Annotated in this window: 25 protein-coding genes; 14 read left to right on the top strand and 11 right to left on the bottom strand. The window is 69.8% G+C overall.

Annotation, left to right across the window (positions count from 1 at the left end; all coding sequences use genetic code 11):
* Positions 1-78 precede the first annotated feature (78 nt).
* Positions 79-945, bottom strand: a complete 867-nt coding sequence (locus PV679_RS17260; protein ID WP_319681245.1) for a helix-turn-helix transcriptional regulator — start codon at positions 943-945, stop codon at positions 79-81.
* Between the two features lie 285 nt (positions 946-1230).
* Between PV679_RS17260 and PV679_RS17255 the strand changes: the two genes are divergently transcribed.
* The gene (locus PV679_RS17255) at positions 1231-2691 is read left to right on the top strand and encodes an amidohydrolase family protein (protein ID WP_319681157.1); all 1461 of its coding nucleotides are present in this window, start codon (positions 1231-1233) and stop codon (positions 2689-2691) included.
* A gap of 220 nt (positions 2692-2911) precedes the next feature.
* The gene (locus tag PV679_RS17250; protein WP_319681156.1) at positions 2912-3883 is read left to right on the top strand and encodes a DMT family transporter; all 972 of its coding nucleotides are present in this window, start codon (positions 2912-2914) and stop codon (positions 3881-3883) included.
* A 98-nt stretch (positions 3884-3981) separates the two neighbouring features.
* On the opposite strand, the gene PV679_RS17245 is transcribed toward PV679_RS17250, so the two are convergent.
* Complete coding sequence (locus PV679_RS17245) at positions 3982-5463, bottom strand: MFS transporter (protein ID WP_319681155.1); 1482 nt, start codon at positions 5461-5463, stop codon at positions 3982-3984.
* 94 nt (positions 5464-5557) lie between these two features.
* On the opposite strand from PV679_RS17245, the gene PV679_RS17240 reads away from it, so the two are divergent.
* From PV679_RS17240 to PV679_RS17230, 3 genes are all read left to right on the top strand, one after another.
* On the top strand, positions 5558-6064 hold the full coding sequence (locus PV679_RS17240; protein WP_319681154.1) for a helix-turn-helix domain-containing protein: 507 nt from the start codon (positions 5558-5560) through the stop codon (positions 6062-6064).
* Between the two features lie 97 nt (positions 6065-6161).
* Positions 6162-6605, top strand: coding sequence for a BlaI/MecI/CopY family transcriptional regulator (locus tag PV679_RS17235; RefSeq protein WP_416069741.1), 444 nt, complete (start codon positions 6162-6164; stop codon positions 6603-6605).
* Positions 6606-6612: 7 nt separating this feature from the next.
* Complete coding sequence (locus PV679_RS17230; RefSeq protein ID WP_319681152.1) at positions 6613-7542, top strand: M56 family metallopeptidase; 930 nt, start codon at positions 6613-6615, stop codon at positions 7540-7542.
* Positions 7543-7598: 56 nt separating this feature from the next.
* Here PV679_RS17230 and PV679_RS17225 read toward each other — a convergent pair whose 3' ends face one another.
* Complete coding sequence (locus PV679_RS17225) at positions 7599-8054, bottom strand: TerB family tellurite resistance protein (RefSeq protein WP_319681244.1); 456 nt, start codon at positions 8052-8054, stop codon at positions 7599-7601.
* Between the two features lie 121 nt (positions 8055-8175).
* Positions 8176-8301, bottom strand: coding sequence for a hypothetical protein (locus PV679_RS17220; RefSeq protein ID WP_319681151.1), 126 nt, complete (start codon positions 8299-8301; stop codon positions 8176-8178).
* Positions 8302-8320: 19 nt separating this feature from the next.
* Between PV679_RS17220 and PV679_RS17215 the strand changes: the two genes are divergently transcribed.
* The 3 genes from PV679_RS17215 to PV679_RS17205 all read left to right on the top strand — a co-directional run bounded on the left by PV679_RS17215 (position 8321) and on the right by PV679_RS17205 (position 11360).
* Positions 8321-8920, top strand: a complete 600-nt coding sequence (locus PV679_RS17215) for an O-methyltransferase (RefSeq protein ID WP_319681242.1) — start codon at positions 8321-8323, stop codon at positions 8918-8920.
* Between the two features lie 310 nt (positions 8921-9230).
* Positions 9231-10022 carry an ABC transporter ATP-binding protein gene (locus PV679_RS17210; RefSeq protein ID WP_319681150.1) on the top strand — a complete coding sequence of 264 codons (792 nt, stop codon included), beginning with the start codon at positions 9231-9233 and terminating at the stop codon, positions 10020-10022.
* Positions 10023-10025: 3 nt separating this feature from the next.
* On the top strand, positions 10026-11360 hold the full coding sequence (locus tag PV679_RS17205; protein ID WP_319681149.1) for an ABC transporter permease: 1335 nt from the start codon (positions 10026-10028) through the stop codon (positions 11358-11360).
* A gap of 77 nt (positions 11361-11437) precedes the next feature.
* Here PV679_RS17205 and PV679_RS17200 read toward each other — a convergent pair whose 3' ends face one another.
* Positions 11438-12064, bottom strand: a complete 627-nt coding sequence (locus PV679_RS17200) for an NAD(P)-binding oxidoreductase (protein WP_319681148.1) — start codon at positions 12062-12064, stop codon at positions 11438-11440.
* A gap of 249 nt (positions 12065-12313) precedes the next feature.
* On the opposite strand from PV679_RS17200, the gene PV679_RS17195 reads away from it, so the two are divergent.
* A complete protein-coding gene (locus tag PV679_RS17195; RefSeq protein WP_319681147.1) occupies positions 12314-13240 on the top strand; it encodes a LysR family transcriptional regulator in 927 nt (308 codons plus the stop codon).
* Positions 13241-13270: 30 nt separating this feature from the next.
* On the opposite strand, the gene PV679_RS17190 is transcribed toward PV679_RS17195, so the two are convergent.
* From PV679_RS17190 to PV679_RS17165, 6 genes are all read right to left on the bottom strand, one after another.
* On the bottom strand, positions 13271-14548 hold the full coding sequence (locus tag PV679_RS17190; RefSeq protein WP_319681146.1) for a sensor histidine kinase: 1278 nt from the start codon (positions 14546-14548) through the stop codon (positions 13271-13273).
* Between the two features lie 318 nt (positions 14549-14866).
* Positions 14867-15829 (bottom strand): NAD-dependent epimerase/dehydratase family protein, encoded by a 963-nt coding sequence (locus PV679_RS17185; protein ID WP_319681145.1) that lies wholly within the window; start codon positions 15827-15829, stop codon positions 14867-14869.
* A gap of 49 nt (positions 15830-15878) precedes the next feature.
* Complete coding sequence (locus PV679_RS17180) at positions 15879-17135, bottom strand: nucleotide sugar dehydrogenase (RefSeq protein ID WP_319681144.1); 1257 nt, start codon at positions 17133-17135, stop codon at positions 15879-15881.
* A gap of 347 nt (positions 17136-17482) precedes the next feature.
* A complete protein-coding gene (locus tag PV679_RS17175) occupies positions 17483-18985 on the bottom strand; it encodes a glycosyltransferase family 2 protein (protein WP_319681143.1) in 1503 nt (500 codons plus the stop codon).
* Positions 18986-19050: 65 nt separating this feature from the next.
* Positions 19051-19872: a glycosyltransferase family 2 protein gene (locus PV679_RS17170; protein ID WP_319681142.1), complete on the bottom strand. Its 822-nt coding sequence runs from the start codon at positions 19870-19872 to the stop codon at positions 19051-19053.
* Between the two features lie 40 nt (positions 19873-19912).
* Positions 19913-21118, bottom strand: a complete 1206-nt coding sequence (locus PV679_RS17165) for a glycosyltransferase family 2 protein (RefSeq protein WP_319681141.1) — start codon at positions 21116-21118, stop codon at positions 19913-19915.
* An 821-nt stretch (positions 21119-21939) separates the two neighbouring features.
* On the opposite strand from PV679_RS17165, the gene PV679_RS17160 reads away from it, so the two are divergent.
* The 5 genes from PV679_RS17160 (at position 21940) to PV679_RS17140 (ending at position 26369) form a co-directional block, all read left to right on the top strand.
* Entirely contained in the window at positions 21940-22524 is a 585-nt protein-coding gene (locus tag PV679_RS17160; RefSeq protein WP_319681140.1) for an ABC transporter ATP-binding protein, read from the top strand.
* Positions 22521-23201, top strand: coding sequence for a hypothetical protein (locus PV679_RS17155; RefSeq protein WP_319681139.1), 681 nt, complete (start codon positions 22521-22523; stop codon positions 23199-23201). The genes PV679_RS17160 and PV679_RS17155 overlap by 4 nt, the downstream gene beginning before the upstream one ends.
* Positions 23202-23640: 439 nt before the next feature.
* Entirely contained in the window at positions 23641-24633 is a 993-nt protein-coding gene (locus tag PV679_RS17150) for a prenyltransferase/squalene oxidase repeat-containing protein (RefSeq protein WP_319681138.1), read from the top strand.
* An 84-nt stretch (positions 24634-24717) separates the two neighbouring features.
* Positions 24718-25554: a geranylgeranylglyceryl/heptaprenylglyceryl phosphate synthase gene (locus tag PV679_RS17145; protein WP_319681137.1), complete on the top strand. Its 837-nt coding sequence runs from the start codon at positions 24718-24720 to the stop codon at positions 25552-25554.
* Positions 25551-26369, top strand: a complete 819-nt coding sequence (locus PV679_RS17140) for a class 1 isoprenoid biosynthesis enzyme (RefSeq protein WP_319681136.1) — start codon at positions 25551-25553, stop codon at positions 26367-26369. Before PV679_RS17145 ends, PV679_RS17140 begins: the two co-directional genes overlap by 4 nt.
* Positions 26370-26372: the final 3 nt, after the last annotated feature.

Genomic DNA, 26372 nt, shown 5'->3' with positions numbered 1-26372 from the left:
TGCGGGCAAACGCTTCCGCCCAAGGGCGGTCCCGTAATCCCTGGTGGTCGCGCGACGACAGGGATTACGGGACAGCCCTTACCGTACGGACGAGCCCGCCACCGCTCCGGCGAGGCTTTGCTCCGACGCCACCGAGGTGTCGGCGAGCGCGAGCAGGCGCCGGTAGGCGTCTTCGGTGCTCCGCGCACCGGATTGGTACATCAGCACTTGCAGGCCAGGTGCCTGCGGAATTTCGAAGAGCTGATACGTCAGTTCGAGCGGGCCCGCCGACTCATGATGGAGCCGTTTGTTTCCACCAGTCTTGCGGGTCACCGGATGCTCGTTCCAGATCCGGTGGAAATCAGGGCTCCTTGCGCTCAGCTCCTGGAATATCTCGGCGAATCGGGCGCTGCGCGGATTCTTTCCGTAAGCCGTGCGAAGGACTCCGGCGGAGCAGCGCGCCGCGCTTTCCCAGTCCGCGTAGAAAGACCGCGCCCTGGGGTCGAGGAATACGGAGAGGATCATATTGCGGTGGTGGCCGCTCGCACCGTACAGGACCGCGCCCGCCGCGTTGCCGCCCAGGATGTCGCCCCACGGACCGACCACCAGTGCCGGGCCGCGTAGCTGGGACTCGACCAGGCGTGACAGCTCCGGCGGGACGCGCTCGCCGCCCGGTGATCCGGGAACGCCGGGCCGGGCCTCGACGCTCTCCGCGAGGTCGAAGAGATGATCGCGTGAGGCGCTGTCGAGATCGAGTGCCCGGCTGATGGCGTGCAGCACTTGCGCGGAAGGACGACGTTCACGGCCCTGCTCCAGCCGCGTGTAGTAGTTGGCGCTCACACCGGCGAGTACGGCGACCTCTTCCCGCCGCAGTCCCGAGGTCTTGCGTCGCTTCGGTGTCTCGCCGGCCGCATACGGCGCCGCCGCCTCGCGCCGGGTTCGCAGGAAAGCGCCCAGCGGTGTCATCGAACCCACAGGCCCTCACCTCATCACGTGAAACGTTCTTGTTCCGTACGGTCCGTCCGCGCCGTCATTCCGGCCACGGCGTCATTCCGGCCACGGCGTCCGCGCCGTCAGATGGAACACCGCACGGGCCGCCGATCATCCCCGCGCCCGGTATCCGCGCGTCACGGCGCACTCCGGATCGCCTCGGAAGGGCCGCCGGGAATTGCCGGGGTGTGGCACACCCACCCATGAGACGGCCACCTTGGAGCATTCCGCCGAGCCAATTCATGGAGCACGCTGGTGACCATGAAAAGCCCCGGACCACACCGGTCCCTCTCGTCGGGTGCGTCCTCCGCACTGCGTTCCGCATTCGCTCACAGTGGCGCGGCCGTCGAATTCCGCGACCGTGCCGCGAAGAATGCCTCGGTACTGGATGATCTCGTCCGCAAGGACGGCGATCCCGACCGCCGCATTCTGTTCCGGAACACCACGATCATCACCGGGAAAGCGGACCAGAGCGTCCTGCGCGGAAACGTTCTCGTCATCGGTTCGAAGATCGCCGACGTCGGGCCCGCCGCGGGCACCGGGGCCGACGGGACCAACGCGGTCGTGATCGACGCCTCCGACTCCATCCTGATGCCCGGGTTCGTCGACTCGCACCTCCATGCCTGGGAGGGGCAGCTTCGCGGCATGTCCCCGGACGCCGACTTCGACCATTATCTGGAGGTCGCGCACAAAACACTGGGCACGCTCTTCCGTCCGCATGACACCTACATCGGAAACCTCGTCAGTTCTCTGGTGAGCCTCTATTCCGGTGTGACCACCATCGTCGACAACTCGCACAACTCGCGTACCGCCGACCACTCTTCGGCGGCCGTCGAGGCGCTGTTCGACTCCGGTATCCGTGGTGTGCACGCCGCCGCCGCTCCGCGCTTCGGCGCGTGGGACCAGCAGTGGCCGGCCGATCTGGACCGGCTGCAGAGCGAGTACTTCTCCTCACCCGACCAACTGGTCACGCTCCGGATGATGGACACCACCGCCGACGCCGAGGCGTGGCGCTTCGCGCACGAGCGCGGCCTCTGGGTCTCCTCGGAGATCGGTTCCGACTGGGTCGACAACATTCCCGAGTTGCACCGGCTGGGCCTGGTCACCGAGACACACACCTTCAACCACTGCCTCGGCCTGAGCGAGGCCGAGTGGCAGATCATCGCGGACACCGGCGTCAAGGTGAACGTCTCTCCGCGTTCCGACACCCTCTTCGGTCTCGGCCCCTCCTTTCCCGCCATCGACGAGGCGCTCGCCCATGGCATCCGTCCGGGGCTGAGCATGGACAACGAACTGAGCTACGGCGTGGACATGTTCACCGAGATGAGTGTGCTCACCCATCTCCAGCGCGGCCGGGTTCATCAGCGGCGCTACGCCGAGGAGGACAATGTCCCCGCGCCGATCACCGCGGGCGACGCCATCGAGTTCGCCACACTGCGCGGTGCCGAGAACGCCGGGCTGATCGACCGCACGGGCTCGATCGAGGCCGGCAAAGAGGCGGACCTCATCCTGATCGACACCACCGCCCCCAACACGATCCCCGCCACCGACCCGGTCGCCACGGTCGTCGCGTACGCCCATCCGGGCAATGTCTCGGCGGTGTTCGTCGGTGGCGAGGTCCGCAAGTGGGACGGGCATCTCGTCGGTGTGGACATGCACACCGTACGGGCCGTGGCCGAGCAGTCGCGCGACTGGCTTCTGGCGGAATCCCGGAAGAACTGACCACACGCGCGCGGCCGTTCACCGTAGGGCAGCTTTCCCTCGCCGTGCTCCTCCCGTGGCGGACGGACCGGCGGTACGCGGTGCGCCCCAGGCGTGCCTTTCCACATCCCGCCCGGTCCGGTCCGCGACGGCGGACGGACCGTCAAAGACGTCAAGACCTCAAAGACCCCAAAGACCTCAAAAACCTCAAAGAAACCGACAGGAAACGAGCGAGAAGAACATGACCGTACTGGAAGCGGAGGTGCGGGCGGACACCCGCTCCTCCTCCCGTCCGCTCGCCATCTCCCTGGCCGTGGTGATCGGTTTGCTGATCCCTGTACAGGCCCGCATCAACGGCGAGTTGAGCACCCGGCTGGACGACGGAATCGCGGCGGCGGCGCTGAGTTTCACCGGCGGACTGCTCATCATGAGCGTGGCCGCCGTGTTCGCTCCGGGTCTCCGCCGTGGCCTGCGCGAGCTCGTCACGGCGACCCGTAGCGGGCGGTTGCCCCGGCGGTATCTGGCCGCGGGCATCCTCGGATCGTCCCTGGCGCTGGCCCAGTCGACCACCGCGCTGATCGTCGGGGTCGCCGTGTTCACGGTGGCGGCCATCGCGGGTCAGACGCTCAGCGGTCTGATCGTGGACTCCATCGGCTACGGCGGAGGTGTGAGAAGGCGGCCGGGATGGCAGCGGCTGGCCGGTGCCGGACTGATCCTGATCGCCGCCGTTGTCGCGGCGCTCCCCCAGCTCACCGGCGCGTCCAGCCTGCTGGGAGTCGTCCTGCCCGCACTGGCCCCGCTGGTCGCCGGGTTTCTGCTCGGCTTCCAGCAGGCCATGAACGGAGTGTCCGGTGCCGTGACCGGTTCGCCGCTCGCGGCGACCTGGGCGAACTTCTTCGTCGGCGCGCTGTTCCTCTCGGCCGTCTGGGCCGTGAAGGCGCTCTTCACCAGTGCTCCTGGAGCCATGCCGGCCGACTGGTGGGTGTATCTCGGCGGCATCTGCGGAGTGCTGTTCATCGGGGCTTCCGCGGTCCTCGTCCGTAAGATCGGCGTACTGCTGCTCGGAATGGGCTCGATCGCCGGGCAGTTGGTGGGATCGACCCTGCTGGACCTGGTCCTCCCGTCGGCGGGCAGCGGCCTGAGCCTCCTGACGGTCGTCGGCGCGGGTCTGACTCTGATCGCGGTCGCCACCGCTTCGCTCCAGCGCTCCTGAGACCCGGCCGTGCCGGTGTCGTTTGCCGTCAGGACGGCTCCCACCTGGTCACGGCGCGCATGGTGGTCGCGGTACCGCCGGCGCTACACGGAAGTGCGCTACGCGGAAGTGGTCGGGACGGTCGCGCCACCGCGGCGGAGCCGTGGAGTGAACAGGACGGCGCCGGCGGCCAGGCCGACCGCCGCGAACACCCACCAGACGCGGTGGAAACCATCAATGGCCAGGGCCGGGGCGGGAGCACCGAGGACGGCGACGAAGAGGCTGATACCGAGAACGGCTCCGAGCTGTCTGAAGCTGGCGTTGACGGCCGAGCCCAGCGCGTAGCGGCCCGGCGGCAGCGAAGCGACGGCCGCTCCCGACTGGACGGGAAGCGTCAGGCCGATACCGATCCCGATGAGCAGGGTCCAGGGAAGCCACTGACTGCCCCAGTGCGGTGCGCTGCCCACTTCGAGTGCGAATCCCGCCGAACCGGCCGCCCAGAAGAGCGCACCGGCCAGCAGCACCGGGCGGTGGCCGATGGAACCGGCGAGCTTGCTGGTCGAGCGCGCTATCGCCGTGACCACCAGCGGGGCGGGGGCACTGGCGAGTGCGGCGCGCAGCACCGAGTAGTGCCATTCCGTCTGCAGAAAGATGATGTTGCCGAGCAGCATGCCGTAGAACGCGGTCGAGAAGAGCAGGGTCGCCGCGTTGGTCAGCCGGAACTCCCTGACCTTGAACAGCGCGAGGTCCATCACCGGATGCGCCACTGTCGCGGACCGCCGCACAAAGACCGGCAGCAGCGCCGCCGCGAGGACAAAGCCGGTGACGACCAGAGGGTCGGACCAGCCTCGGGCCGGACCTTCGATGATGGCGAAGCTGAGCAGCGCGGGCGCGGCGGCGACGAGTACGACTCCGACGGGATCCGGGACTCCGGAGGCGTGCGGATCACGGGACTCACGCAGCGTACGCACACCGAACGCGATCATCAGGACACAGATCGGTACGTTGACCAGGAAGATCCACCGCCATGAGGCGTACTGGGTGAGCAGAGCGCCCAGTGTGGGACCGCAGGCGGCGGCCGCCGCTCCCATCGCTCCCCAGGTGCCGACCGCGACATGACGCCGGGCGGCCGGGAATTCGGGCAGGATCAGCGCCAGCGAGGTGGGCACCACAAGAGCCGCGAAAACGGCTTGCAGCGCCCGGGCGGCGATCAGTGTGCCGGCACTCGGTGCGAGTCCGCAGAGCGCGCTCATCGCGGCGAAGCCCGCCAGCCCGGTCAGGAACATCCGCTTGCGGCCGTACCGGTCGGCGAGCCGTCCCGCCGGGATCAGCATGGCCGCGAAGACAAGGCTGTAGGCGTTCAGCACCCAGGCCAGGTGTCCGGTCGTCGTATCGAAGCTGCGGCTGATCGTCTCGAAGGCGACGTTCACGATCGTGGTGTCCAGAAACACCACGAACACGCCGAGACTGCCCAGGCCCAGCACCCGCAGTGCGTACCGCTTCGCCGCGGACACCTCGGCCGGGCTCGGTGGCTGAGCCTGTCGCTCAAGCGGCGTGGCTCGATGCGCCGCGGCCACGGACTCGGGCTCGGGAGTGGACATGAATCGCCCCATATGAGTGTGTTGTGATTTCCAACTTACTCTCGGTACGCTAGCAAGGGCGTGTTGGAAAACGCAACACACTAGGCTGGGACGCATGGAGAAGAACGAAGAAGGCGGAACCGGCGGCGGAAGGTCCGTCATGGCCGACCAGCCCGTGGCCGTCAGGCCGTGCTCACTCGCCGCCTCACTGGACATCCTGGGTGAGCGGTGGTCCCTGCTGGCGATCCGGGAGATGGGATACGGCGTCCACCGTTTCGCGCGGATCGCCGGATTCACCGGCGCGTCACGCGACATCCTCGCCGACCGGCTGCGCAAGCTCGAAGCCGCCGGGGTCGTCGAGCGCCGTCAGTACAGCGAGCATCCGCCGCGCTACGAGTACCACCTCACCGAAGCCGGCCGGGAGCTGCATCCGGTGCTGCTCTCGCTCTTCCAGTGGGGCGACAAGTGGGCGGTAGCGGAGCCCGCGTTGACGCTCCGCCACGACTGCGGCCAGCTCCTGGAGGTGGACCATGTCTGCCACCACTGCGGCCGGTCGGTGACCCGCGACTCCATCGTCAGGACGGCGGCGCACGGCAGCCGGGACGCGTCCCGGAGCGGATGACACCATGGCCGTACGGCGCGCGGCCGGCGTCCCGTACCGTGCCGCTCCGCACCCGGGCCTCACTTGGCGTCCCGCCGTCCGGGCCGGCCGGCGAAGTATGCTGTGCCACTGTTTTGCTGGAGTGCGGGCGAAGGGGGCCGGGGTGACAGGCGGAGAAGAGGGTGCTCCCACGCGCCGGCGCCGTCAGGGCGAGCTGGAAGCACAAGTACTGTCCGCGTTGTGTCAGGCGCCGGGCCCGGCGACGGCCGCCTGGGTGCAGGAGCGTCTCGACTGCGACCTGGCGTACACCACGGTGATCACGATTCTGACCCGTCTGCTCACCAAGGGCGCTGTGTCGCGCCAGCGGTCGGGCCGATCGTTCGCTTGGCAGGCGACCTCGGACGAGGCGGGGTTGGCGGCTCTCCGGATGCGCCGGGTCCTGGACGGCGAGGCGGACCGCAGAGCCGTCCTGGCCAGTTTTGTCACCGCGCTGTCGGCCGATGACGAGCGGATGCTGCGTACTCTCCTGAACGAAGTGACCGCCGACGGACCGGAAGGCTGAGCGGCACGTGGGCGTCTTCGTCTTTCTTCCGCTGGTCCTGCCGCTGACCGCGTGGCCGATCGCGCGTCTGGCGGAACTGCATCTGCATCCGCGCGGCGCCACCCGACTGCTGAGCTGCGTCAGCGTGGTGCTGGCCCTGTGCAGCACCCTGTGCCTCGGCCTGATCATGGTCGTCGGGACGGCCCAACTGCCCAGCAACCCACTGCCGGACGGCTGGTCCGATCCGGAGGTCCGCGCCGCCGTGCCGTACGACGAGGTGGCGGGCAAGGCCGCGATTCCCGCGCTGATCGCCGTGGCCGCCGCGTGCGCGGCGGCGGTGTGGCGTCACTACCGGGTGCGCCGGAGCGCGGAGCGCGCGCTGGCCGGGATGCCCGAGTCGCCGGTGGCCGTGCTGCCCGACAGCGTCCCGTACGCCTACGCCCTGCCGGGCACTCCGGGACGGGTCGTGGTGTCCTCGGCGATGCTTTCGAGTCTCGACTCCCGGGAGCGCGAGGCTCTGGTCGCCCATGAGCGGGTGCATCTGGCCGCGCGGCACCACCGCTATCTGCTGGCGGTCCAACTCGCGGCGCGCGCGCATCCGTTGCTGCGGCCACTGCGCTCCGCCACGGCTTTCAGCGCGGAACGCTGGGCGGACGAGGAGGCGGCCGCGGCGATGGGAGACCGCCGGCTGATGGCCCGCGCCGTCGGCAAGGCCGCTCTGGTGTCCCACGGGGCGCCGGGCCCGACGCTGGCCGGTTTCGCGATGCCGGGACCCGTGCCGCGCAGGGTCAGAGCGCTGCTCGACCCGCTGCCGGCCGCTCGTGTCTGGCCGCCGGTCCGGACGGCCGCGGGCCTGGCCGCCTGGATCGCCGCGGTGGGTACGGCCGTCTCGGCCGTGTCGTCGGCGAACTCGGCCGTGACCCTGATCGTCCTCCTGCACGCCGCGACCCCGCTGTAGCCGAAGCGGGGCGGGGTCCGCCGGTCACCGGCGCGCCCCGCCCCATCGCCTGCCGGTCAGAGATCGAACTCGGCGGGCGGCAGGTCCAGCGTGTAGCAGGCTTCGCGTACGACGGCCTGCTCGGTCTTGTCGAAGTCGCCGTCGGCGCCGCCGATGACAATGCCGATCTGGATCACCGCGCGCGCCTCGGCCGGCTTCTTCTTGGCCTTGGCGACCTCCTGGAGGACGCTGACCTTTCCGAAGTCGAAGTCGGCCGTCAGCTTGTTCAGATAGCCGTCGAAGCGGCGCTGGAGGTCGTCCGCGGGGAAGTTCTGCAGCACCTCATTACTGGCGATCAACTGCGCCACCCGGCGGCGTTCGGACGGGTCGATCGTGCCGTCCGCGGCGGCGACCAGGGCGCACATCGCCATGCTGGCATCCCGGAACGCCCCGCTCTTGAGGTCGTTCTTCTTGGCGTTGAGCTGGGTCTGCATCGTCGATGCGGATTCCTTGAGGCGATCCCACAGGGCCATCTTCGTCTCCGTCACTCGCTCGGCTCCCGGACCGCCGGCCCGGGACGAAACAAATCTCTACAGCACTGTAGAAGATAGCCTGCGCGACTGTACGAGCCCGCTCCCCCGCCACGAACGGCTGTCACCGCCACGAGCGCGACCGGGCGACCGGGCCCAGTGCGGCCATGAGCTTGCTGGTGAACCGGCGCGTGTGCGGGTCGGACACGCGGAACTCCGTACGGACCTCCCTGCCACCGGATAGCGTCATGTCCACGATAAAAGGGAGCGTGGTCATGGCAGAACGTGCGGTTCCGCCTCGCGTGGCGGCCGCGGAGCGTATCGCCTCCGAGACGGGATTCAAGAAGAGCTGCATCCCTGAAGTGGGCAGGTTGCTCAGACTGGCCGCCGCTGCGAAACCCCACGGCGTCATCGCGGAGAGCGGCACCGGCTCGGGAGTGGGCACGGCCTGGCTGCACAGTGGCCTTGGCGCCGGTGCGCGCCTGGTGACCGTGGAGCGTGACGAGGAGCCGGCCCGTCGAGCGGCCAGTGTTTTCGCGGACGACCAGCGCGTCAGCGTGCTCACCGGTGACTGGCGGCTGCTTGAGCGGCATGCGCCCTTCGACGTCTTTTTCTGCGACGGCGGAGGCAAACGTGACGACCCTCAGGCGGTCGTCGAGCTCCTTGCTCCCGGTGGCCTTCTCATCCTGGACGACTTCACGCCTTCGTCCCATTGGCCGCCTCGTTTCGAAGGCGAAGTGGATGAGCTCCGCCTGTTCTACCTCACTCATCCAGCCCTGGACGCCACTGAAGTACTCACAACGCCGGCCAGTTCGGCGGTTGTCGCGGCACGCCGTCTCCAGAAAAGTGGAGCCGCTGGGGATCGCTGATCTGACGGTACGTCAAGGTCAGTCGTGCGTAGGGTTGTTCAGGATCACGTCGGCCAGGCGGGACTTTCGTGATACGCCCCGGCCGCGGTTCTGACACCTGCCGGAGCCGGCAGCCGCCGTCGCTCCACGGATTCGCTCCAGCCCGTCCTCCGCCGGCACGAGAGGCGCCAGGACCTCACTGGGGCGGGCCCGGTGGGTGAGGGTGTACTCAACGACACCCCGCACTCGGGTCGTACGCCCCATGTGCCGGACCGTCACCGCCCCTAACGTCGTGGATGTGGCACAGCGAGTGTCCGCCAAGGGGGATGACATGTTTCGTCGCACGAGCAGGACCGGACCCGCCAAAGGCACCGAGGCACTTCTTCTGGCCTCAGTCAGCAAAACCTACGGGTCCGCCGGGAACACCGTTGCCGCACTCGACGGTGTGTCCCTTCGCCTTCCGGCGGGAAGCTTCACCGCCGTCATGGGTCCGTCCGGATCCGGCAAGTCCACTCTGCTGCAGTGTGCCGCCGGGCTGGACCGGCCGGACAGCGGACAGATCGTGGTGGACGGCGAAGAGATGACGGGAGGCAGCGAGGCGGCGCTGACAAAGTTCCGCCGCCGCCGGATCGGCTTCGTCTTCCAGCAGTACAACCTGCTGCCCACGCTCACCGTGGCGCAGAACACCACACTGCCGCTGAGGCTTGCCGGGCGTCGCGTCGACCGGGCCCGGACTGAGCGGATCCTCACCCAGGTCGGCCTCGGCGACCGTCTCGGCCACCGGCCCGACCAGCTCTCCGGCGGACAGCGCCAGCGGGTCGCCATCGCCCGCGCACTGGTCACCGAGCCCAGTGTGATCTTCGCGGACGAGCCGACCGGCGCGCTCGACACCCGCGCCGCGCGGGATGTGCTGCGGCTGCTGCGGCAAGCCGTACAGATCCACGGCAGGACGGTGGTGATGGTGACGCACGATCCGGTCGCCGCCTCGTACGCCGACTCCGTGCTCTTCCTGGCCGACGGCAGGCTGGCCGGAGAGCTGACGGAACCGACCGTGGACGCGGTCGCCGAGCGGCTGGCGCATCTGGGCGACGCGGTGGACGACGACCTGCCCGCGGGGGTGTGAGTCATGTTCATCCTGGCCATGCGTTCCGTCCGGCTGCGCCCGGGCCGCTTCACCGCCACACTGCTGGCCGCGTTCCTGGGCGCGGCCGTCATCATGACGTTCAATTCGATGCACGACACCGCGGGCGCGAAAGGCGTCGACGACATCAGCGCGGAGTCGCTCACACTCACGGCGAGTGTGGTCGGCGGCTACGGGACGCTGCTGGTGTTCTTCGCCGTCGCCTCCACACTGACCGTGAACGTGCGGCAGCGCGCCGAGGAGATCGGTCTGCTGCGCAGTATCGGCGCGACACCGGCGCAGCTCAGGCGGATGGTGGTCGGCGAGTCGGCCGTGGTCGCCCTCGCCGGAGCGCTGCTCGCTGTCGGGCCCGCGATGCTGGGCGGTCAGGCGCTGCTCGGGGCGTTCCAGGACAGTGGCCAGGCCGCCCGGGACGTGGAGCATGTCTTCGGGCCCATCGCGCTGTTGTCGGGTGCCGGCACCACGCTGGCCGCGTCGGTGGGCGCCGCGTTCCTCGCGGTGCGCCGGGCGACGGGAGCGGCGGCGACGCGTACGTCCCGGGGCCTGGTACGCGGCTTCGCCGGCTGGGCCGCGCTTGTGGCCGGTGCGGCGGGAGTGTCCGCGACCTTCACGTTGAAGCCGACGGATGCCGCGCTGATGGCGGCTCCGGCGTTCGGCGCCATCATGCTGGCCGTCGGTTTCGCGCTCTTCTCACCACCGCTGCTGCGGGCGCTGCTGGGCCGGCTGGGGCGGCCGGTCACGGCGCTCACGGGAGCGAGCGGCTATCTGACCGTGCACAACATGCGCCATCGCGCCGCGGAGTTGTCCGGAGTGCTGATGCCACTGATCCTCTTCACCGGCATCGCGACGGCGACGCTCTCCATGCAGGCCATCGAGAGTGACGCGATCAGGGCCTCCGGCCTCACCAAGTCGGTCGAGGACAAGAATCTCGAAACGCTGAACTTCGTGATCGTCGGCATCATCGTGGTCTTCTCCTGCGTCATGCTGATCAACACCCTGTACGCGGCGACCTCGTTCCGCCGCCGGGAGTTCGGTCAGCAGCGCCTCGCGGGAGCCACCCCGGCACAGGTACTGGGAATGGTCGGCGTGGAAGGGCTGGTGCTGACGGTGACCGGTGTGTTCTTCGGAACGGTGGCCGGGCTCGCCGGAATCGCGTCGTTCGGCCTGGTCCGTACCGATTCGCTCCTGCCCGGTCAGGGACTCGGGATCTGGCTGGGCGTGGTGGCGGTCGCCGCGGCGGCGACGCTGGTCACCAGCCTCGGCACCGCGCGCCGTTCGCTGCGCACGCCCGCGGTGCGAGCGGTGGCGGTGGAGACCTGAGCCACCACCGTTCGTACGCGGGCCGGGGGACAGCCGCTTGAGGCGGCTGTCCCCCGGCCCGCGTGCGGACAGCGTCTCTATCGGCGCTGGTCGAAAAGAGCGATCGCGGGAGTCGCGGCGAAGCACGGTGTCTCGCTCTCGTCGAGCATGAGGGCGGCGACGCCGGCCCTGGGCGCCGCGGGCGGGATCAGGCGCGGTTCGAACCCGGCGGCGGGCACGAGCCGAGCGCCGCCGTGGTACGGCCGGTTGGTCAGCGGTCCGGCGTACACGACGCTGCCGCCCGCCGCGCGGACCGCTTCGCCGGCGACGCCTTTCGCGTCCCACGCGTGGCACAGGACGCGCTTGAGCAGAGCGCCGTTGATCCTTCCCAGCGCGCCCTGGGTCGCGCCCATGCCGAGCGAGCTGAGCCAGACCACCCGAGGGGCCGCCGCCGCCAGCAGGCGGGCCGCGTCGGTCAGGACCCGCGGGTCCTGCTTCTTGGTGATGCCCAGCGCGCTGACGATGACGTCGGCGTCCTGGACGGCGGCCAGGACGGTGTCCGGCTCGGTCACATCGGCCCGCACCGCGCGCAGGGCACCGGTGGCGAGTCCGGAGAGTTGGTGCGGGTCGCGGGCGAGAGCGGTGACCTGGTGGCCACGGGCCAGGGCCTGGCTGAGCAGCAGTCGGCCGGTTGGTCCTGTGGAGCCGAGGACGGCGATCTTCAATGTGTTCTCCGGTCGGGCGAGCGGCGGCGGGTACGGGTACGACGCGTACGGAGGTCAGGCGCGGCCGGACAGGGCGCGGACGGCCTGGATGAGCTGCGAGGTGGCGTTGTGGCCGGAGTACGGAGCGCGCATGGAGTGTTTCCTGGTTCGACTGGACGGCGCCGGTTGGCGCCGTTCCCTGTGGTTTCGAACGTAGGCAGCCGCACAGTTATCGGCAAGTGCATGCTTGTTACGCCTAGCATTACCCGCATGCAATTGGATTTGAATCTGCTGACCGCGCTCGACGCGCTGCTGGAGGAGGGCAGCGTGGCCGGCGCCGCCGCCCGCCTCCAGGTGTCCTCGCCCGCCATGAGCCGGACGCTGGGCCGCATCCGGCGCGCGACCGGCGACCAGATCCTGGTGCGCACCGGCCGGACGATGACAGCCACACCGCACGCCGTCGCCATCCGCGCGCAGGTGCACGCCCTGGTGCAGCAGGCCCAGGCCGTACTCGCCCCACAGCGGTCCCTCGACCTGGCCGTCCTGGAGCGCACCTTCACCCTGAAGTGGCACGACGCCCTCACCAGCGCGTGCGGTCCCGTCCTGCTCGCCGCGGTCCGCTCCCAAGCTCCCGGGGTCCGGCTGCGCTTCGTGGCCGAGGCGAGCACGGACACCCCCGACCTGCGACGCGGCGAGGTCGACCTCGAAGCCGGCTCCAACGAGCCCGCACTGCCCGAGATCCACCACGAGAACGCCGGCCATGATCACCTGGTCATCGCCGTGCGCCCCGGTCATCCACTGACCGACGGACCGCTCACGCCGGACCGCTACGCGGCGGCCCATCACATCACCGTCTCGCGCCGCGGACGCCTGAGCGATCCCATCGACGACGCCCTCGCGGCCCAGGGCCTGCGGCGGCATGTCGTCGCCGCGGCGCCCACCGCCGCCGCCGCTCTCCAACTCGTCGGGAACAACGACCTCGTGGTCGCGGTCCCCGGACTCATCAGCCGCTCCCCGCTCGCCGGTCTCGGTCTGCGCACACTGCCGCTGCCCCTGGACATGCCCGCGATCCCGATCCATCTGGCCTGGCACCAGCGCTACGACGGCGACCGCGCGCACGCCTGGCTGCGCGACCAGGCCCGTACGGCGATTCATACGGTCTGCCGGCCACCGGCCAGGCCGGAAACTGAGCGCTGAACAGCCCCGCGCCGCCGCTTCAGGGAAGCATCAGGACGAGGGAGACGCTTCCCGCGACAACAGCGCGCACGGGATCTCCATCGTCACCGTGGTGGGACCGCCGAGCGGGCTGTCGACGACCAGTACGCCGTCGAACGCCCCCAGCCGGCGGTCGATCCCGGCCAGTCCGGAGCCACTCACGGTGGCTCCGCCCCGTCCGTTGTCCGTGATGATGATCCGCAGCGCACCGTCCCGGTGGTCGAGGTCCAGCCGGATCTGGTCGGCGCCGGAGTGCTTGGCGGCGTTCGTCAGCACCTCGCTGATCGCGAAGTACGCGGCAGACTCGACGGATTCCGCGGCCCGTCCCGGCAGAGTGATGCGCGCCTCGACAGGTATCGGCATCCGCAGAGCGAGCGCCTCCGCCGCGGCCGCCAGGCCGCGCTCCGCGAGCACGGGCGGATGGATGCCGCGTACGAGATCACGCAGTTCGCCCAGCGCGTCCGCGGAGTCCGCGCGAGCCTTGGCCAGCAACTCCCTCGCCTTGGCCGGATTCTTCTCGATCAGCGCCTCGACGGTGCCGAGGCTCATGCCCACGGCGACAAGCCGCGCCTGCGCGCCGTCGTGCAGATCGCGTTCGATGCGGCGCAGTTCGGCGGCCGATGTGTCGACGGCGTCGTGGCGGGTCTTGGTGAGCCGCTCGACACGCTGCTCAAGGTCCGTCCGGCGCGGCGCGAGGACGGCCCTGGTCAGCAGGAAGTGGACGCGCAGCAGACGCGGGTTGACGAAGAGACCGAGGACGAGCAGGGCCGTGCCGAGGGCCCCGGCGCCAACAGCGGACGCCTGGCCCCGGATGGGGACGAAGCCGTACCAGTACCCGATGCCGCCGTCGGTGAAGACGCGCCACAGACCGGCGGCGAGAGCGTAGCCCTCCAGCGGATACACCAGCAGCGCGGCCGGCAGCAGCGCCGTGAGAAAGCCCGCGGTCATGTCGATGACCAGCCAGCGCAGATCGCGCCAGGTCGCCGGGTCCTTCATCAGGTGGACGCACTTCCTCGGCTGTCCTCCGACACCGGGCAAAGTGCCGACCGGGAAGGGCCGGTACGCGGCCGGGATGCGCACCTCGCACCATGCGGCCCCGAGCTCCCGCCGCCGGCCGGCGAACCGGCGGACCAGCCCGAGCACCCAGGGTGTGGTGAACACGCCGAGCCCGAGCGGAATGAAAGAGATCGAGACAACGGCCCCGACGAAGAGCGCTATCGACCCGGCCAACGACATCACCGACAGCGCCAGCCCTCGTAGGCCGGCCACCGCCGCGTTCCGGAAGCGCATCCAGGTACCCCCTCGGCTCGGCCGCCCGTCCCTCGGGCCGACGCCAATCCTGCCGGGCGCGTCGACGCCGGTCACTGGCGTGAGGCCCCGGGCCGAAGGTACAGGTAGCACCACCCTAGGCCCTGTCTGACACATCCCGCCTGGCCTGCGACGCCTGGCACGCACGCTCACCGCGTTGTCGGAGTCATCCGAGTACGTCCAGTACACGGATGATCCTCCGCCTTGGGATCGCACGCACCAGACGTCGCGGGCCCCGCCCCCCGGGCGGACGGCACTATGTGTCAGACACGTCCTAGGGGCAGTTGGACCGGCGGGCTCTCAGAGCGGCCGTCGCTCCGCGACCACATCCGCGATGATGTCGTCCAGGGTGCGGCCCGCCCGGAATCCGATGGCGTGGTACGCCTTGTCGCAGTTCGGGATGCGGCGCCGCATGTCCTCGAAGCCCGCGCCGTACGCCTCGGTGTAAGGGATCTTGGCCATGGTGCTGGCCGAGCCGGTCGCGGCGATGGTCCTCTCGGCGAGTTCGGCGATGGTCACCGGCCGTGAGCCGCCGATGTTGTAGACCGTTCCGTGCGCGTCCTCGTTCCGCAGCAGGGCCACCAACGCGGGTACCACATCGGCGACATGACAGAAGCAGCGGATCTGTGTGCCGTCGCCGAAGACCGTGAGAGGCTCACCGGCCAGCGACTGATCGACGAAACGCGGGACCACCATCCCGTACTGCCCGCTCTGGCGCGGTCCCACGGTGTTGAAGAGCCGTGCGATGACCATCCGCAGTCCGTATCGCGCCGCGTAGAGCGCGGCGAGCGTCTCGTCCAGCGCCTTCGCCTCGGAGTACGACCAGCGGCTCTTCAGCGGCGAGCCGAGGATCCGGTCGTCCTCCTCGGTCAGGCCGTCGGCCGTGTTCTTCCCGTACACCTCGCTGGTGGAGGCGAGAAGAAACGGGACGTCGCGGTGGCGTGCCGCGTCGAGGACGGTCTCGGTTCCCGTGAGGTTCGTCCGCAGACTCTCCAGGGTCCGGTCAAGGATGGTGAACACGCCCACTGCCGCGGCCAGATGGTAGACCTCGTCCACACCTTCCATGGCCCGCGCCACCGTCTCCGCGACACAGATGTCGCCCTTGATCAGGCGGAGCCGTGGATTCGACGCGACCGCGGCGAGATTGCGCTCGCTGCCGGTGCTGAGGTCGTCGAGGACGACGACGTCGTCGCCGAGTGCCAGCAGATGCTCCACAAGATGCGAACCGATGAAGCCGGCACCGCCGGTGACCAGACAGCGCATGAGGGATACGGTCCTTTCCTCGTCTCCGGGAGGTGCGGCGGGCGGTGGCTCAGGCGCCCGGGTCACGGGCCGTGCCCGTGACGGCGTCCGGCGCCGTGTGCGGATCGAAGCGGTAGGTCGCGTCCACCACCAGAGGGCATTCCCGTACCCAGCCGTAGTCCTGGTCGGGATGGATCGTGTGGATCAGCGCGAGATCCCAGTCGGTGCCGCGCGGCTGCGTGACCCGCCGCACGCGGGCGCCGCCGGACAACGGCAGTTCGCTCACGAGCGGGTCGTAGTACGAGACGTCCGCGCCCCGCCCGGTGAGCTGCTCCACGATCTCCACGGCCGGTGAGTGGCGGATGTCTCTGACTCCGGGTTTGTACGCGGCTCCGACCACGACCACCCGCCGGCCCGCCAGTCCGAGACCCGCCCGCGACAGGGTGTCGAGGACGCGCGCGACGACGTGTTTCGGCCGTTCGGCGATGGCGGTCATCGCCTGGCTGATGAGAGGCGCGCTGCCGCGTGACTCGCGTAATTGCCAGAGCAGATAGTGCGGATCACAGGGAATGCAATGTCCGCCGACGCCGGGCCCCGGACGGAACGGCATGAAGCCGTACGGCTTGGTCGCCGCCGCGTCCGAGACCTCCACCGGATCGAGATCCAACTCGACGCATACGTCGGCGAATTCGTTCGCCAGGGCTATGTTGACGGCACGGAAGGAATTCTCGTACAGCTTGGTCATCTCCGCCGCTTCCGGCGAGCCCACTTCGTGCACCGTGGAGGACACCGCCGCGAGAGCGCCTTTCGCGCGTTTCACACACGCCGCTGTCGCGCCGCCGAGCACCCGTGGCGTCTCGCTCTGCACATGGGCGGTGTTACCCGGATCGATACGCTCCGGACTACAGGCCACAAAGATGTCCTCGCCGACCGTGAAGCCTTTGTCCCGCAGAGGATTGATCAGCATGCGCCGCGTGGTCCCGACGAAACTCGTCGATGTCAGGATGAGGGTCTGCCCCGGTCGCGCGTGACGCACCAGCGAGGCGCACGCCTCCTCCAGCGCGGTGAGATCCGGCATCAGATGGCGGTCGACCGGAGTGGGCACGCACACCACCACCACATCGGCCCCGGAAAGCCTCGACAGGTCGCCGGTGAGCTCGAAGTCGTCGCTCTGGAGCGACTTCTCCAGCCGCCGCTGGTCGGCGGCGGTCAGGTCGACGTCGCCCGAGCGGACGGCCGCGTTGCGTGGTGCGCTGTGATCGATTCCCAGTACGCGCAGACCGCTCGCGTGCAGCCCGAGAGCGGTCGGCAGTCCGACATAACCCATTCCGACGACGGCGGCGGAAATCGGTCGCCCAGCGCCGGCCGAAGGCTCTTCGCGAGAAACGGATTCTGGCATTTCTGTTCAGCCCCTATTCGTCCGGTAAAGCCACACGGTGAGCTCGCTTCGGGCCGCGGGTGCCGCGGAGGGCGATGGGACAGCTACCTCCGAAGCCGCCGAGTTTAGCGGATTCCAGCAGTGGTTCAAGAGGCACTCGCGCATGGCCGAATGACGATGACGGCCCGGCCGCGGTGAATTGTTCGTACACCGCGCACGCGGCCCGTACGCCCGCCCGACCGCGCATTTCGGATCGCCGCGCAATCACCTGGGATCTTTGGCCGCTCCGGTCCATCTCAGAGGTACATCACACGGCGCCGCAGACTTCCGGCCAGAAAGCCGCTCAGTCGCGCCGCGTATCTGACCCACCGGCGACGCGGCCCCGGAGAACGTACGAGGTCCGGCAGATGTGCCGCCAGCCACAGCCAGTTCTTCGCCACGACGCCAGGACTCCGCCGCTGGAAACCGGCGTCGCGGTAGGCGCCGTACAGCCGCGCGCCGGACTTTCCGTAGTTCCACTTCTGGCGGGCCAGAGAGGCGAGTCCGGCTCTGAGGCGGTAGTGCATCCGCGCGTCGGGCGCGTACTCCACCCGGAAGCCGCAGAGGTGCGCCCGCCAGGACAGGTCCATGTCCTCGCCACCGCCTCGGTACGACTCGTCCCAGCCGCCGATGACCGCCAGCACCTCTGTCCAGGCACCGCAGTTGGCTCCTCGGGCGAACGGCAGGAAGTCGCTCTGCGCGGTCATGGGCAGCGGCTGCTCGTCGGCGTTCGCCGGACTGAGTACGGAGACGTCCAGCGAGCCGCCGATGACGTCCGCGTCCCGCGCCGACTCCACCAGTGCGCTGAGCCACCCGGGATCCGCGACGTCGTCCGCGTCGCAGAAGGCGATGAAGTCGCCCCGCGCGGCGGCGATTCCGGTGTTGCGCGCGTATCCCTCTCCCGCCCGGCCTGACGCGTCGACCAGCCGCAGTTCCGGCAGCCAGGAGCACGCGGCGGCGGCCACCGCCCGGGTGCCGTCCGTGGAGCCGTTGTCGACGACCAGGATCTCGCGCGCTCCGCAGTAGGTCTGTCCGGACAGCGCCCGCAGTTGCGCGGTCAGCGTCCGGGCCGCGTCGCGGACGGGGATGACCACGGAGACCAGCTCCGGCCGGCCCCGGTCCGTGACCGTGGCGCGGGAGGGCTCGTACGTCCTGGTGGTACGCGCCGAGCCGTACCGGTCGTCCGCGCTCCGGTCCGTACCGTCGCGCGCCGGCCGCTCATATCGCCGGACAAGCAGCAGCGGCACGGCGCACACGGCCGGACCGCCGGAGCCCGGCCCATGGAATCCGCGCGCTGCCAGCAGGTCTCGGTGGACCGCCCGGGGCGCCGTCCCGCCGCCGCCACGCGCACGCGCGCCCTCGGCGGGCGGCAGGACAAATCCGCCGACCAGGCCGTCCGGGCGCAGCCGCAGCGCACCGCAGCGGACCATCCCGGCACCGGTGTCGCCGGCCGCCGCCGCGAGATGCTCAAGCCACTCCGGCAAGGCCTCGTCGGTGCCGTCCAGAAAGGCGATGTACTCGCCCTTCGCCTCCTCCGCGGCCCGGCGGACGGCCGCCGCGACGTCGTCCGGAGAGCAGCGCACCACCCGTACGCCCGGCCGGTCACGCACCGCGGCCCGGGCCGGCCGGTCCGCGTCACCGCTGATCACGACGGTCTCGTGAGCGGGCCGGGTCTGGCGCAGAAGGCTGTCCAGCGCGGCTTCCCACTCGCCGTCGGACGCGCTGACGACGACGCTGAATTCGGGCGGCTGTGCGTGCATGTTCCCTCCCGTCGTCCGCGTCGCGGTGCCGCTCCGGCGCCGTCCGCCGCGTGGGCCGGCGGATCTCATCCGATGCGGACGGGACGCAGTTCGAACTCGATGTCGTTCGGCGGAGCGGCGAGCAGCGGCAGCAGTTCCTCGCGCGAGCGTGCCTGTCTTCTGGTGAGTTCCCGCGCGGTCATGGCCTCGGTGTAGGCGCGGCGGGCCTCGGAGCCGAAGCCGGTGTCGGGCGCCTGGGTCAGCGACTTGGGCCAGATCCGGTACTGGTACAGCAGCCGGCGGGTGTTCCGCAGGCGGTACAGGCGCGAGGCCCGCAGATGGAAGTCGGTGTCGGCGCCGAGCCGTACGGTCCCGTCGAAGCCGCGGAGCCGGTCCATCATGTCGCGGCGGATCACCGTCGCCGGGTGGTGCGCCACCGTCGACCGGCCGAGGCGCATCCAGAGGTTGCCGTGCCGGGGCATCCGGCGGTGGCCCGTGATCCGGCCCGCGTCGTCTATGTACTGATAGCCGCAGCCCACCAGGTCGGCCCGGCCGGACGCCAGCATGCGCACCTGGTGTGTGAAGCGGCCGGGCAGGCTGATGTCGTCGGCGTCCTGAAAGCCGACATAGGGTCCGCGTACCCGTTCCAGCACCGCGTTCTTGATCCGCAGATGGCCCACGTTCCGCGAGGTCCGCAGGGCGACGAGCCGCGTGTCGGCCGCGAAGGGACGCAGCGCCCGGGTCCACGCGTCGTCCGGTGAGCAGTCGTCCACGACGACAAGGACGAGGTCCCGGAAGTCCTGCCGGAGGACGGACTCCACGGCGAGGCTCAGATAGTCCGCGCAGTCGTAGTGGGGAAGGATGACGGTGAGTGTGGCCGTGTTCAGCCTCTCGGGTGTCGCCCGCACGTCGGATCCTTTCTGGGGGCCGTCGTGGCGCCGGGCCGGTTCAGGCGCTCCGCGGCGTCCGGGCGGTGAGGGTGGACGCCTTCTCGTCGGCCGGGCTGGCGAAGTCTCCTTCGTCTCCCCAGGCGACCTGGCGCAGCGGACGGGAGGTCAGGCCGCGCACGGCCAGGCCGGTGACGACGGCGCTGAACCAGGCGAACTGGACGGACTTGACCGTCCAGCGCAGCAGACCGCGCGCCGTGCCCCGGCGTCCGTCCCACGGAGCCAGCGGCCACAGGCCGTGGAAGAGGATGTCCCGGAAGTACCGGCCGGCGACATCGCGCGGATAGTCGGCCATGCAGGTCACATGGCTGTACATCGAGCGGCGGAGCCGGCTCACGGTGTCATGGGCCCTGCTGACCCGGTAGAAGCGGCAGTACGCGTCGGGCAGCACGTCCAGGTCGCGCAGCGGGTCCGCGCCGATTCCGTCGAGCAGTTCGAACAGTACGAAGCCGTCGTCGGTGACCCGGCGCGAGGAGATCCCGGAAGCGATCACGGCGGACTGCACGATCATGCAGCCGGCCGCCGGGTAGGCCGTCGGAGGCAGGGTGTTGCCGCCGATCCTGTCCATCACCCGGGACGAGGGAGTGGACCGGGGCAGGGCGATGGACCGGGCGCCGACGGCTCCGGTGCAGCCGCGTTCGCGGAACCGGGAGACCAGGCGCTCCAGGCAGCCCGGGCCCAGTTCGATGTCGTCGTCGATCCACAGCCAGCCGGCGTAGTCGAGCTCCTGGCTGAGCCGGATCGCCGCGTTGGTCGTGCGGATCTTTCCCGGTCCCGGCAGCGCGAGCCCGACAAAGGCCGTGAGCGTGCTGTCGCGGGCGAGTGCGGCCAGCCGCCGCAGCCGGTCCACCGCCTCCTCGTACTCGCCGGCGGCGTACTGCATACCGGCCCAGACGGTCAGTGGCAGGTCCGGATGTGTCTTCCGGACGCCCTTCAGCGCGTCGAGGGTGTGGGCGAACGCGGTCTCCTGTTCTTCCGCGCCGCACCGGCCCACATAGGTCGGCAGCAGAGTGGCGATACCGCCGGCCGGCAGACGGGCCAGCGGGTCGGCCGCGTCCTCTTCCCGGACGGTCCGCGGGACCGCGTCCGGCTCCGGTCCCGTGGGCAGCACCAGGGTGACCGGCGCCCGCGGCTCGGGAGCCGGATCGTAGCCGCGGGCCACGACGCGCTGCAGCCAGGTCCGTTCGCCGTCGGTACGCCTGTGCATACCGTTCCCTTCCGCTCGTCCGAACGCCGCCCGTGCTGTCGGTATTCGGCCGGAGAGCTTCCGGCCCTTCCATGGTGTGCTTTTCGCGGGATCCCGGCGGCACCGCCGGGAGACCGGGAATCGGTATGCGTGAGACGCGTTCTTCGCATCGATCAGCGGTCGGGAGATTAACGAAATCCATAAGGTGATCACAAGGAGATGTCGCACCCGACCTCAGGAATGGCCGGAACCAGCGCCTTTGTCTCTCTCACCGGACTCGGAGTACCGGTACAATCCACCGCTTCGGATCCCGCCAAACACTGTCGGCCAAACGCTGTCGGCCAAGGGCTGTCCCTTAATCCCGGCCCGTGTGGCGCGCGGCCGGTGTACCGCGCCGCGAAGCGGAGGACCGCATTCATACCCGGCGCCGTTTTCCGGGAACGCGCTATGCCGCGCATTGCCACATTCGCCTGGTGTTGTCATGGTACGTTCGGTGGGCCGCGCCGGTAGTGTCGGACCCGAACTGCCGCGCTCCGTAACGGAGTACGGCGATGCCCGGCCGAAGTGCGCGGTACGGCAAGCCCGTCGGCCGTGCCGCGGCCGGAAGCGGCGCGCAGGTCAGGGCCACTCCATCGCTTCCGGGACAGGAAGCGCCATACCGGTTCCAGGACGTGTGAGAACAGCCGCGCGGTGCGTGGTGAAATGGTTTTCCGTGCCGTTCACGCGGCTGAGAAAGAGGTGACGGAAGCATGGTGACTCCTACGAATGCGGGACACCGGAATGAGCTGAGGGACGGGCCGGACGACGGCGGGAGGCCGGTTCTCCTGCACGCGCGAGGGATTGTGAAGAGCTTCAATCGGCGGCGCGTGCTGGACGGAGTCGATCTGCGGGTGCGCGCCGGTGAGATCGCCGCGATCATCGGCGCCAACGGTGCCGGGAAGTCCACCATGCTCAAGATCTGCGCCGGGCTCGCCTCTCCGGACAAGGGACAGGTGTCGGTGAACGGGCGGCTCGGTTACTGCCCGCAGGGCGCCGGCGTGATGGACTTCCTCAAGCCCCGTGAACACTTCACCCTCTTCGGCGCCGGCCGGGGCATGAGCGGCCCGGCCGCGGACCGCCGGGGCCGCGAGCTCGCCGTCGAACTGGACTGGAACGTCTCCAGGAACACTCTGGCCAAAGACCTCTCCGGCGGCACCCGGCAGAAGCTGAACGTCGTACTGTCCGCGCTCGGCGACCCGGACGTCCTGCTGCTCGACGAGCCGTATCAGGGCTTCGACCGCGGGTCGTACCTGGACTTCTGGAAGAGCGTGTGGAAGTGGCGTGAGGAGGGCAAGGCGGTGGTCGTCGTCACGCACATGCTCAATCAGCTCGACCGTGTCGACCAGGTCCTCGACCTCACTCCGGCGAAGGCGGGGGCCGCGCGATGACCAGGACCGTACGCATGGCGGAGATGACGCTGCGTGAACTGCTGCGCCGGCGCGGCGTCATGGGCCTGCTGCTGGTGGTACCACTCGTCTTCTATCTCGGCCGGCACGACCAGAGCGGCCAGGCCATCCGGTTCGCGAGCCTCGGTGTCGGGTTCGCGGTGAGCACCGCCGCGCTGTTCTCCGCCGCCGGCGGGCGGGAGGTGGAGTCGCGGCTCGCGCTGTCCGGCTTCCGCCCGGTCCATCTCTTTCTGGGCCGGAGCCTGGCGCTCGGCTCGGCCGGACTGGCCATCTCGGCGCTGTACACCGTCGTGATCCTGCTGGACCAGAATGTGCCGAACCCGTCCGCGGTGGCGGTCGAGATGGCATTGACCACGCTGGTCGCCGTCCCGCTCGGACTGCTCCTGGGCCTCGCGGTGCCCCGTGATCTGGAGGGCGCTCTGCTGCTGATCTCCGTCATCGGCGCGCAGATGGTAATCGATCCGGTCAAGGATTCGGCCAAACTGCTGCCGTTCTGGTCGACCCGCGAAATCATCACGTACGCGGTCGACGGTTCGGCCAGCGCCTCGCTCGCCACGGGTGTCATTCACGCCGTGGTCGTGGGCGCGCTGCTCGCTCTGGCGAGCGGCGCTGTCATGTCGGTCCGGCTGCGCCGGCGCCCGCACATGCAGTTCATCTGATCCTCCAGCCATATCGTGACGGCATTGCCGCCGGTGACCGCGGACCTTGATCCGCCGAGTCACCGGCGGCAATTGCGTCGCGCGGCGGACGAGTTCGCGATTTCGCCCGCTACCCCACCGGAACTAAGGGCTGCCCCGTAATCCCCGGTGGATCAGAAGCGCGCGGCGTCGGACGCGGTGCGTCGCACGGCGAAGGGGCGCTCGCATACGGGATGTATTCGGGCGTTCCGACAACGCGGCGAGGCGCCGTTTCTGCCGTCGCGCGCCCGCCGGGGATTACGGGACAGCCCTTGGGGCGTGTAGCCTGTGCCACTGCGACTCCGGGCACCTATGCGTTTGCCCGCGCATAAACCTGCTATGTGGCCACTTCCTCTGGGAAGGAGAGCACGTGCACGGTGTGGAGCTAATACCGTCCGCCGGACCGGGCGAGCAAGCCCTGTTGAGCGGAACGCAATTCCTGACGGCACAGCGCGACCCGGACGGCTGGTGGAACGACTACGAAGTCCGTGGCCCCGGACAATTCTGGGCGACGGCCTTTGTCGGAGCCTCACTGACCGAAGTCCCCGGTAAAGACGCCCACGCGGCGGCCCTGGACGCGTGGCGACTTCTGGCACGCACGCGCGGACCCTCCGACGGCTGGGGTTACGGACCTCAGGTGCCGGGAGACGCGGACATCACGTCGTGGGCGCTGCGGCTCGCCGAGGCCGTCGGCGCGGACGCCGAACCACGGGCCGTCGAAGGCTACGACTTCGTCCTGAGGCATCTCCGCGCCGACGGCGGCATCACGAGTTATGTGCCGGAGGTCGCCGGTCCGTTCCTGAGCCGGGTCGCCCCGCGCTGGGACGGCTGGTACGCGAGCCATCCCTGTGTGACCGCCGCTGCCGCCGGACTGCTCCGGCTGCCGCGCCGGCCTCGTCTGCTCACCAGGCTCCGGGAGATACAGCGGCCGGAGGGATCCTGGGCCGCCTACTGGTGGGCCGACCGGGAGTACTCCACCGCGCTCGCGGCGGAGGCGCTGGTGGCGGACCCGGACGACCGGGACATACCGGCGGCCGCCGCGGCCGGCCGGTGGGCGGCGGAGCGCATCGGTCCGGACGGCGCCGTCCGTACGTCCTGGGAACCGGACGGATCACCGTTCGCCACCGCCTTCGCGGTCCGGGCCGTACTGGCCGGCGGTGCCCGGCAGGGCCGGCCCGCCGTCCGGCGCGCGGTGCGCTGGCTGCTGGACTCCCAGCGTCCGGACGGAAGCTGGAAGCCGTCGGCGTGGTGCCGCTGCCCGGGTCCGATGGATCTGGACCCCGACGAGAGAGAGCACTGGGAGCGCAACCGGCGTGGACGCGCCGCACTGGGCTCCGTGGTCCTCGACAACGCGGCCCTGTACACCACCGCCTCCGTCGTCGCGGCTCTCGGCAGAGCGACCGCCGCCCGCTGACCGGCGCGAAGACAGTCCGCACATCCTCCGGGCGCCCGCCCGGACGTTTCTTCACACATCCAGGGCCGAGAGGTGAACGCACTGGTGAACCCGTTAACGGAATTGGCGCAGCAGGCCGAGCAGAGACTCCCTGAACAGGCCCTTCCCAGCCGGGAGGTCCTCGCCCGGCTCAGGAAGCACCCGCCGGGGCCCATGCACATCATCGACCCGTTCAAGGTGCCGGTGGCCGAAGCCGTCGAGAAGACCCGGGCGCTGACCCGGCTGGGCTTCCCGGCCATCATCCTGGCCAGCACCGACTACGAGGCGTTCGAGACGCGGATGGAGCCCTATGTGGCCCGTGTCAAAGCCGCCACCCCGCTTCCGGTACTGCTGCACTTCCCCCCGCGAAGAGGCACCGGTTTCCCGCTCGTCGCCGGGGCCGACGCCGTGGTGCTGCCCGCCCTTCTCGGCTCCCGTGACGACTACTACGTCTGGAAGAGCTATCTGGAGACGCTCCTCACGCTGCCCGGCCGGATGGATCGTGAGCACTGGCCGGAGTTCCTGCTGACCGTGGCGCTCACCTTCGGCGAGGACAGCAGGACCGGCGACCTGCTGGGAACCGTGCCGGTCTCGCCGGCGCTCGAAGAGCTCGACCAGCACATAGCGATCACCCGCAGTTTCGGCTTCCACATGGTCTATCTGTATTCCCGTAACTCCCATGTGCCGCCCGAGGTGGTCAGGTACTTCCGGGACCGGCTCCATCCGGACCAGATCCTCTTTGTCAGCGGAAACGTTCGCTCGGCGGAGCGGATCGCCGTCTGTCTGGAGGCGGGCGCGGACTATGTGGGATTCGCCGGGGCTCTCGAACAGCCGGACTGGCTGCCCGTGCTGGAGCGGATGGCCGCCACGTACAGCACCGACGGTCCCGGGACAGAACGATGAGCGCCGCGCTGCCCGCCGACTACACCGCCGCCATGCTCGTCACCGAGGGTGCGAACCGCGACCGGGTGACCGCCTTCGTGGCCGCGACCGGCGGTTCGCCGGATCTGACGGCGCATGTCGCCGCTCTGCGGCTCTATCTGCGCGTCCCTCACTTCCTCACGGAGTGGATCACCGACGCACCGCTGCGCGCCAGGGTCTCGGCGGGCCTCGCTCTGGACATCGTGGCGATGAAACTGCTCGACGACCTGATGGACGACGACACCGGGCTGAACCGCATAGAGCTCGCCTGCACGGCCCTGCGGCTGCATCTGACCGCGCTGCGGGAGCTGTGCGAGGAGTCCGGTGACGCCCAGGCCGTGGTGGACCTGCTGGAGCACGACTTCACCACCGTGTGCACCGGCCAGATCCGTACCAAGCGCCATCGCGCCCGGGACCTGGAGCAGTGGTGCGCCAACGCGAGCACCTACGGCGCGACCTTCCTGGGCTGCTACGGCGCGCTGGCGGCGCTCTGCGGCCGCAGGCCGGAGTGGATCGGCCCGGCGCGTTCCTTCGCCGAGGCGTTCGGCACGATCATCACGATCGCCGACGACCTCACGGACTACGACCGCGACGGAGAGCGGGACGGAAACCTGGGCCATCTGATGCGGACCGGTGACGTCCGCGTCCAGGACGTCACGGACCTGCTGGAGAAGCTGCGGGCCCAGGCGCTCGGCGCGGTGCGGGAACAGCCGGTCTCCCACGGTCTGGTGGCGGTCGTCGACCTCTACACCGACGATGTGCTGGACCGGCTGCTCCCCGTGCACGCGCGCGGCTGAACC

The organism is Streptomyces sp. AK02-01A (genome assembly GCF_033795305.1).
Lineage (GTDB): Bacteria > Actinomycetota > Actinomycetes > Streptomycetales > Streptomycetaceae > Streptomyces.
Note: the sequence above shows the minus strand (reverse complement) of the source record. Positions and strands in the feature narration are given on the sequence as shown.

Excerpts from the sequence above, each read along its gene's own strand:
- PV679_RS17165 (WP_319681141.1), bottom strand. The coding sequence starts at position 21,118 with ATGCACAGGCGTACCGACGGCGAACGGACCTGGCTGCAGCGCGTCGTG.
- PV679_RS17245 (WP_319681155.1), bottom strand. The coding sequence starts at position 5,463 with ATGTCCACTCCCGAGCCCGAGTCCGTGGCCGCGGCGCATCGAGCCACG.
- PV679_RS17205 (WP_319681149.1), top strand. The coding sequence starts at position 10,026 with ATGTTCATCCTGGCCATGCGTTCCGTCCGGCTGCGCCCGGGCCGCTTC.
- PV679_RS17175 (WP_319681143.1), bottom strand. The coding sequence starts at position 18,985 with ATGCACGCACAGCCGCCCGAATTCAGCGTCGTCGTCAGCGCGTCCGAC.
- PV679_RS17225 (WP_319681244.1), bottom strand. The coding sequence starts at position 8,054 with ATGGCCCTGTGGGATCGCCTCAAGGAATCCGCATCGACGATGCAGACC.
- PV679_RS17250 (WP_319681156.1), top strand. The coding sequence starts at position 2,912 with ATGACCGTACTGGAAGCGGAGGTGCGGGCGGACACCCGCTCCTCCTCC.
- PV679_RS17140 (WP_319681136.1), top strand. The coding sequence starts at position 25,551 with ATGAGCGCCGCGCTGCCCGCCGACTACACCGCCGCCATGCTCGTCACC.
- PV679_RS17255 (WP_319681157.1), top strand. The coding sequence starts at position 1,231 with ATGAAAAGCCCCGGACCACACCGGTCCCTCTCGTCGGGTGCGTCCTCC.
- PV679_RS17185 (WP_319681145.1), bottom strand. The coding sequence starts at position 15,829 with ATGCGCTGTCTGGTCACCGGCGGTGCCGGCTTCATCGGTTCGCATCTT.
- PV679_RS17235 (WP_416069741.1), top strand. The coding sequence starts at position 6,162 with ATGCTGTGCCACTGTTTTGCTGGAGTGCGGGCGAAGGGGGCCGGGGTG.
- PV679_RS17195 (WP_319681147.1), top strand. The coding sequence starts at position 12,314 with ATGCAATTGGATTTGAATCTGCTGACCGCGCTCGACGCGCTGCTGGAG.
- PV679_RS17210 (WP_319681150.1), top strand. The coding sequence starts at position 9,231 with ATGTTTCGTCGCACGAGCAGGACCGGACCCGCCAAAGGCACCGAGGCA.
- PV679_RS17220 (WP_319681151.1), bottom strand. The coding sequence starts at position 8,301 with ATGACGCTATCCGGTGGCAGGGAGGTCCGTACGGAGTTCCGCGTGTCC.
- PV679_RS17260 (WP_319681245.1), bottom strand. The coding sequence starts at position 945 with ATGACACCGCTGGGCGCTTTCCTGCGAACCCGGCGCGAGGCGGCGGCG.
- PV679_RS17180 (WP_319681144.1), bottom strand. The coding sequence starts at position 17,135 with ATGGGTTATGTCGGACTGCCGACCGCTCTCGGGCTGCACGCGAGCGGT.
- PV679_RS17240 (WP_319681154.1), top strand. The coding sequence starts at position 5,558 with ATGGAGAAGAACGAAGAAGGCGGAACCGGCGGCGGAAGGTCCGTCATG.
- PV679_RS17190 (WP_319681146.1), bottom strand. The coding sequence starts at position 14,548 with ATGCGCTTCCGGAACGCGGCGGTGGCCGGCCTACGAGGGCTGGCGCTG.
- PV679_RS17155 (WP_319681139.1), top strand. The coding sequence starts at position 22,521 with ATGACCAGGACCGTACGCATGGCGGAGATGACGCTGCGTGAACTGCTG.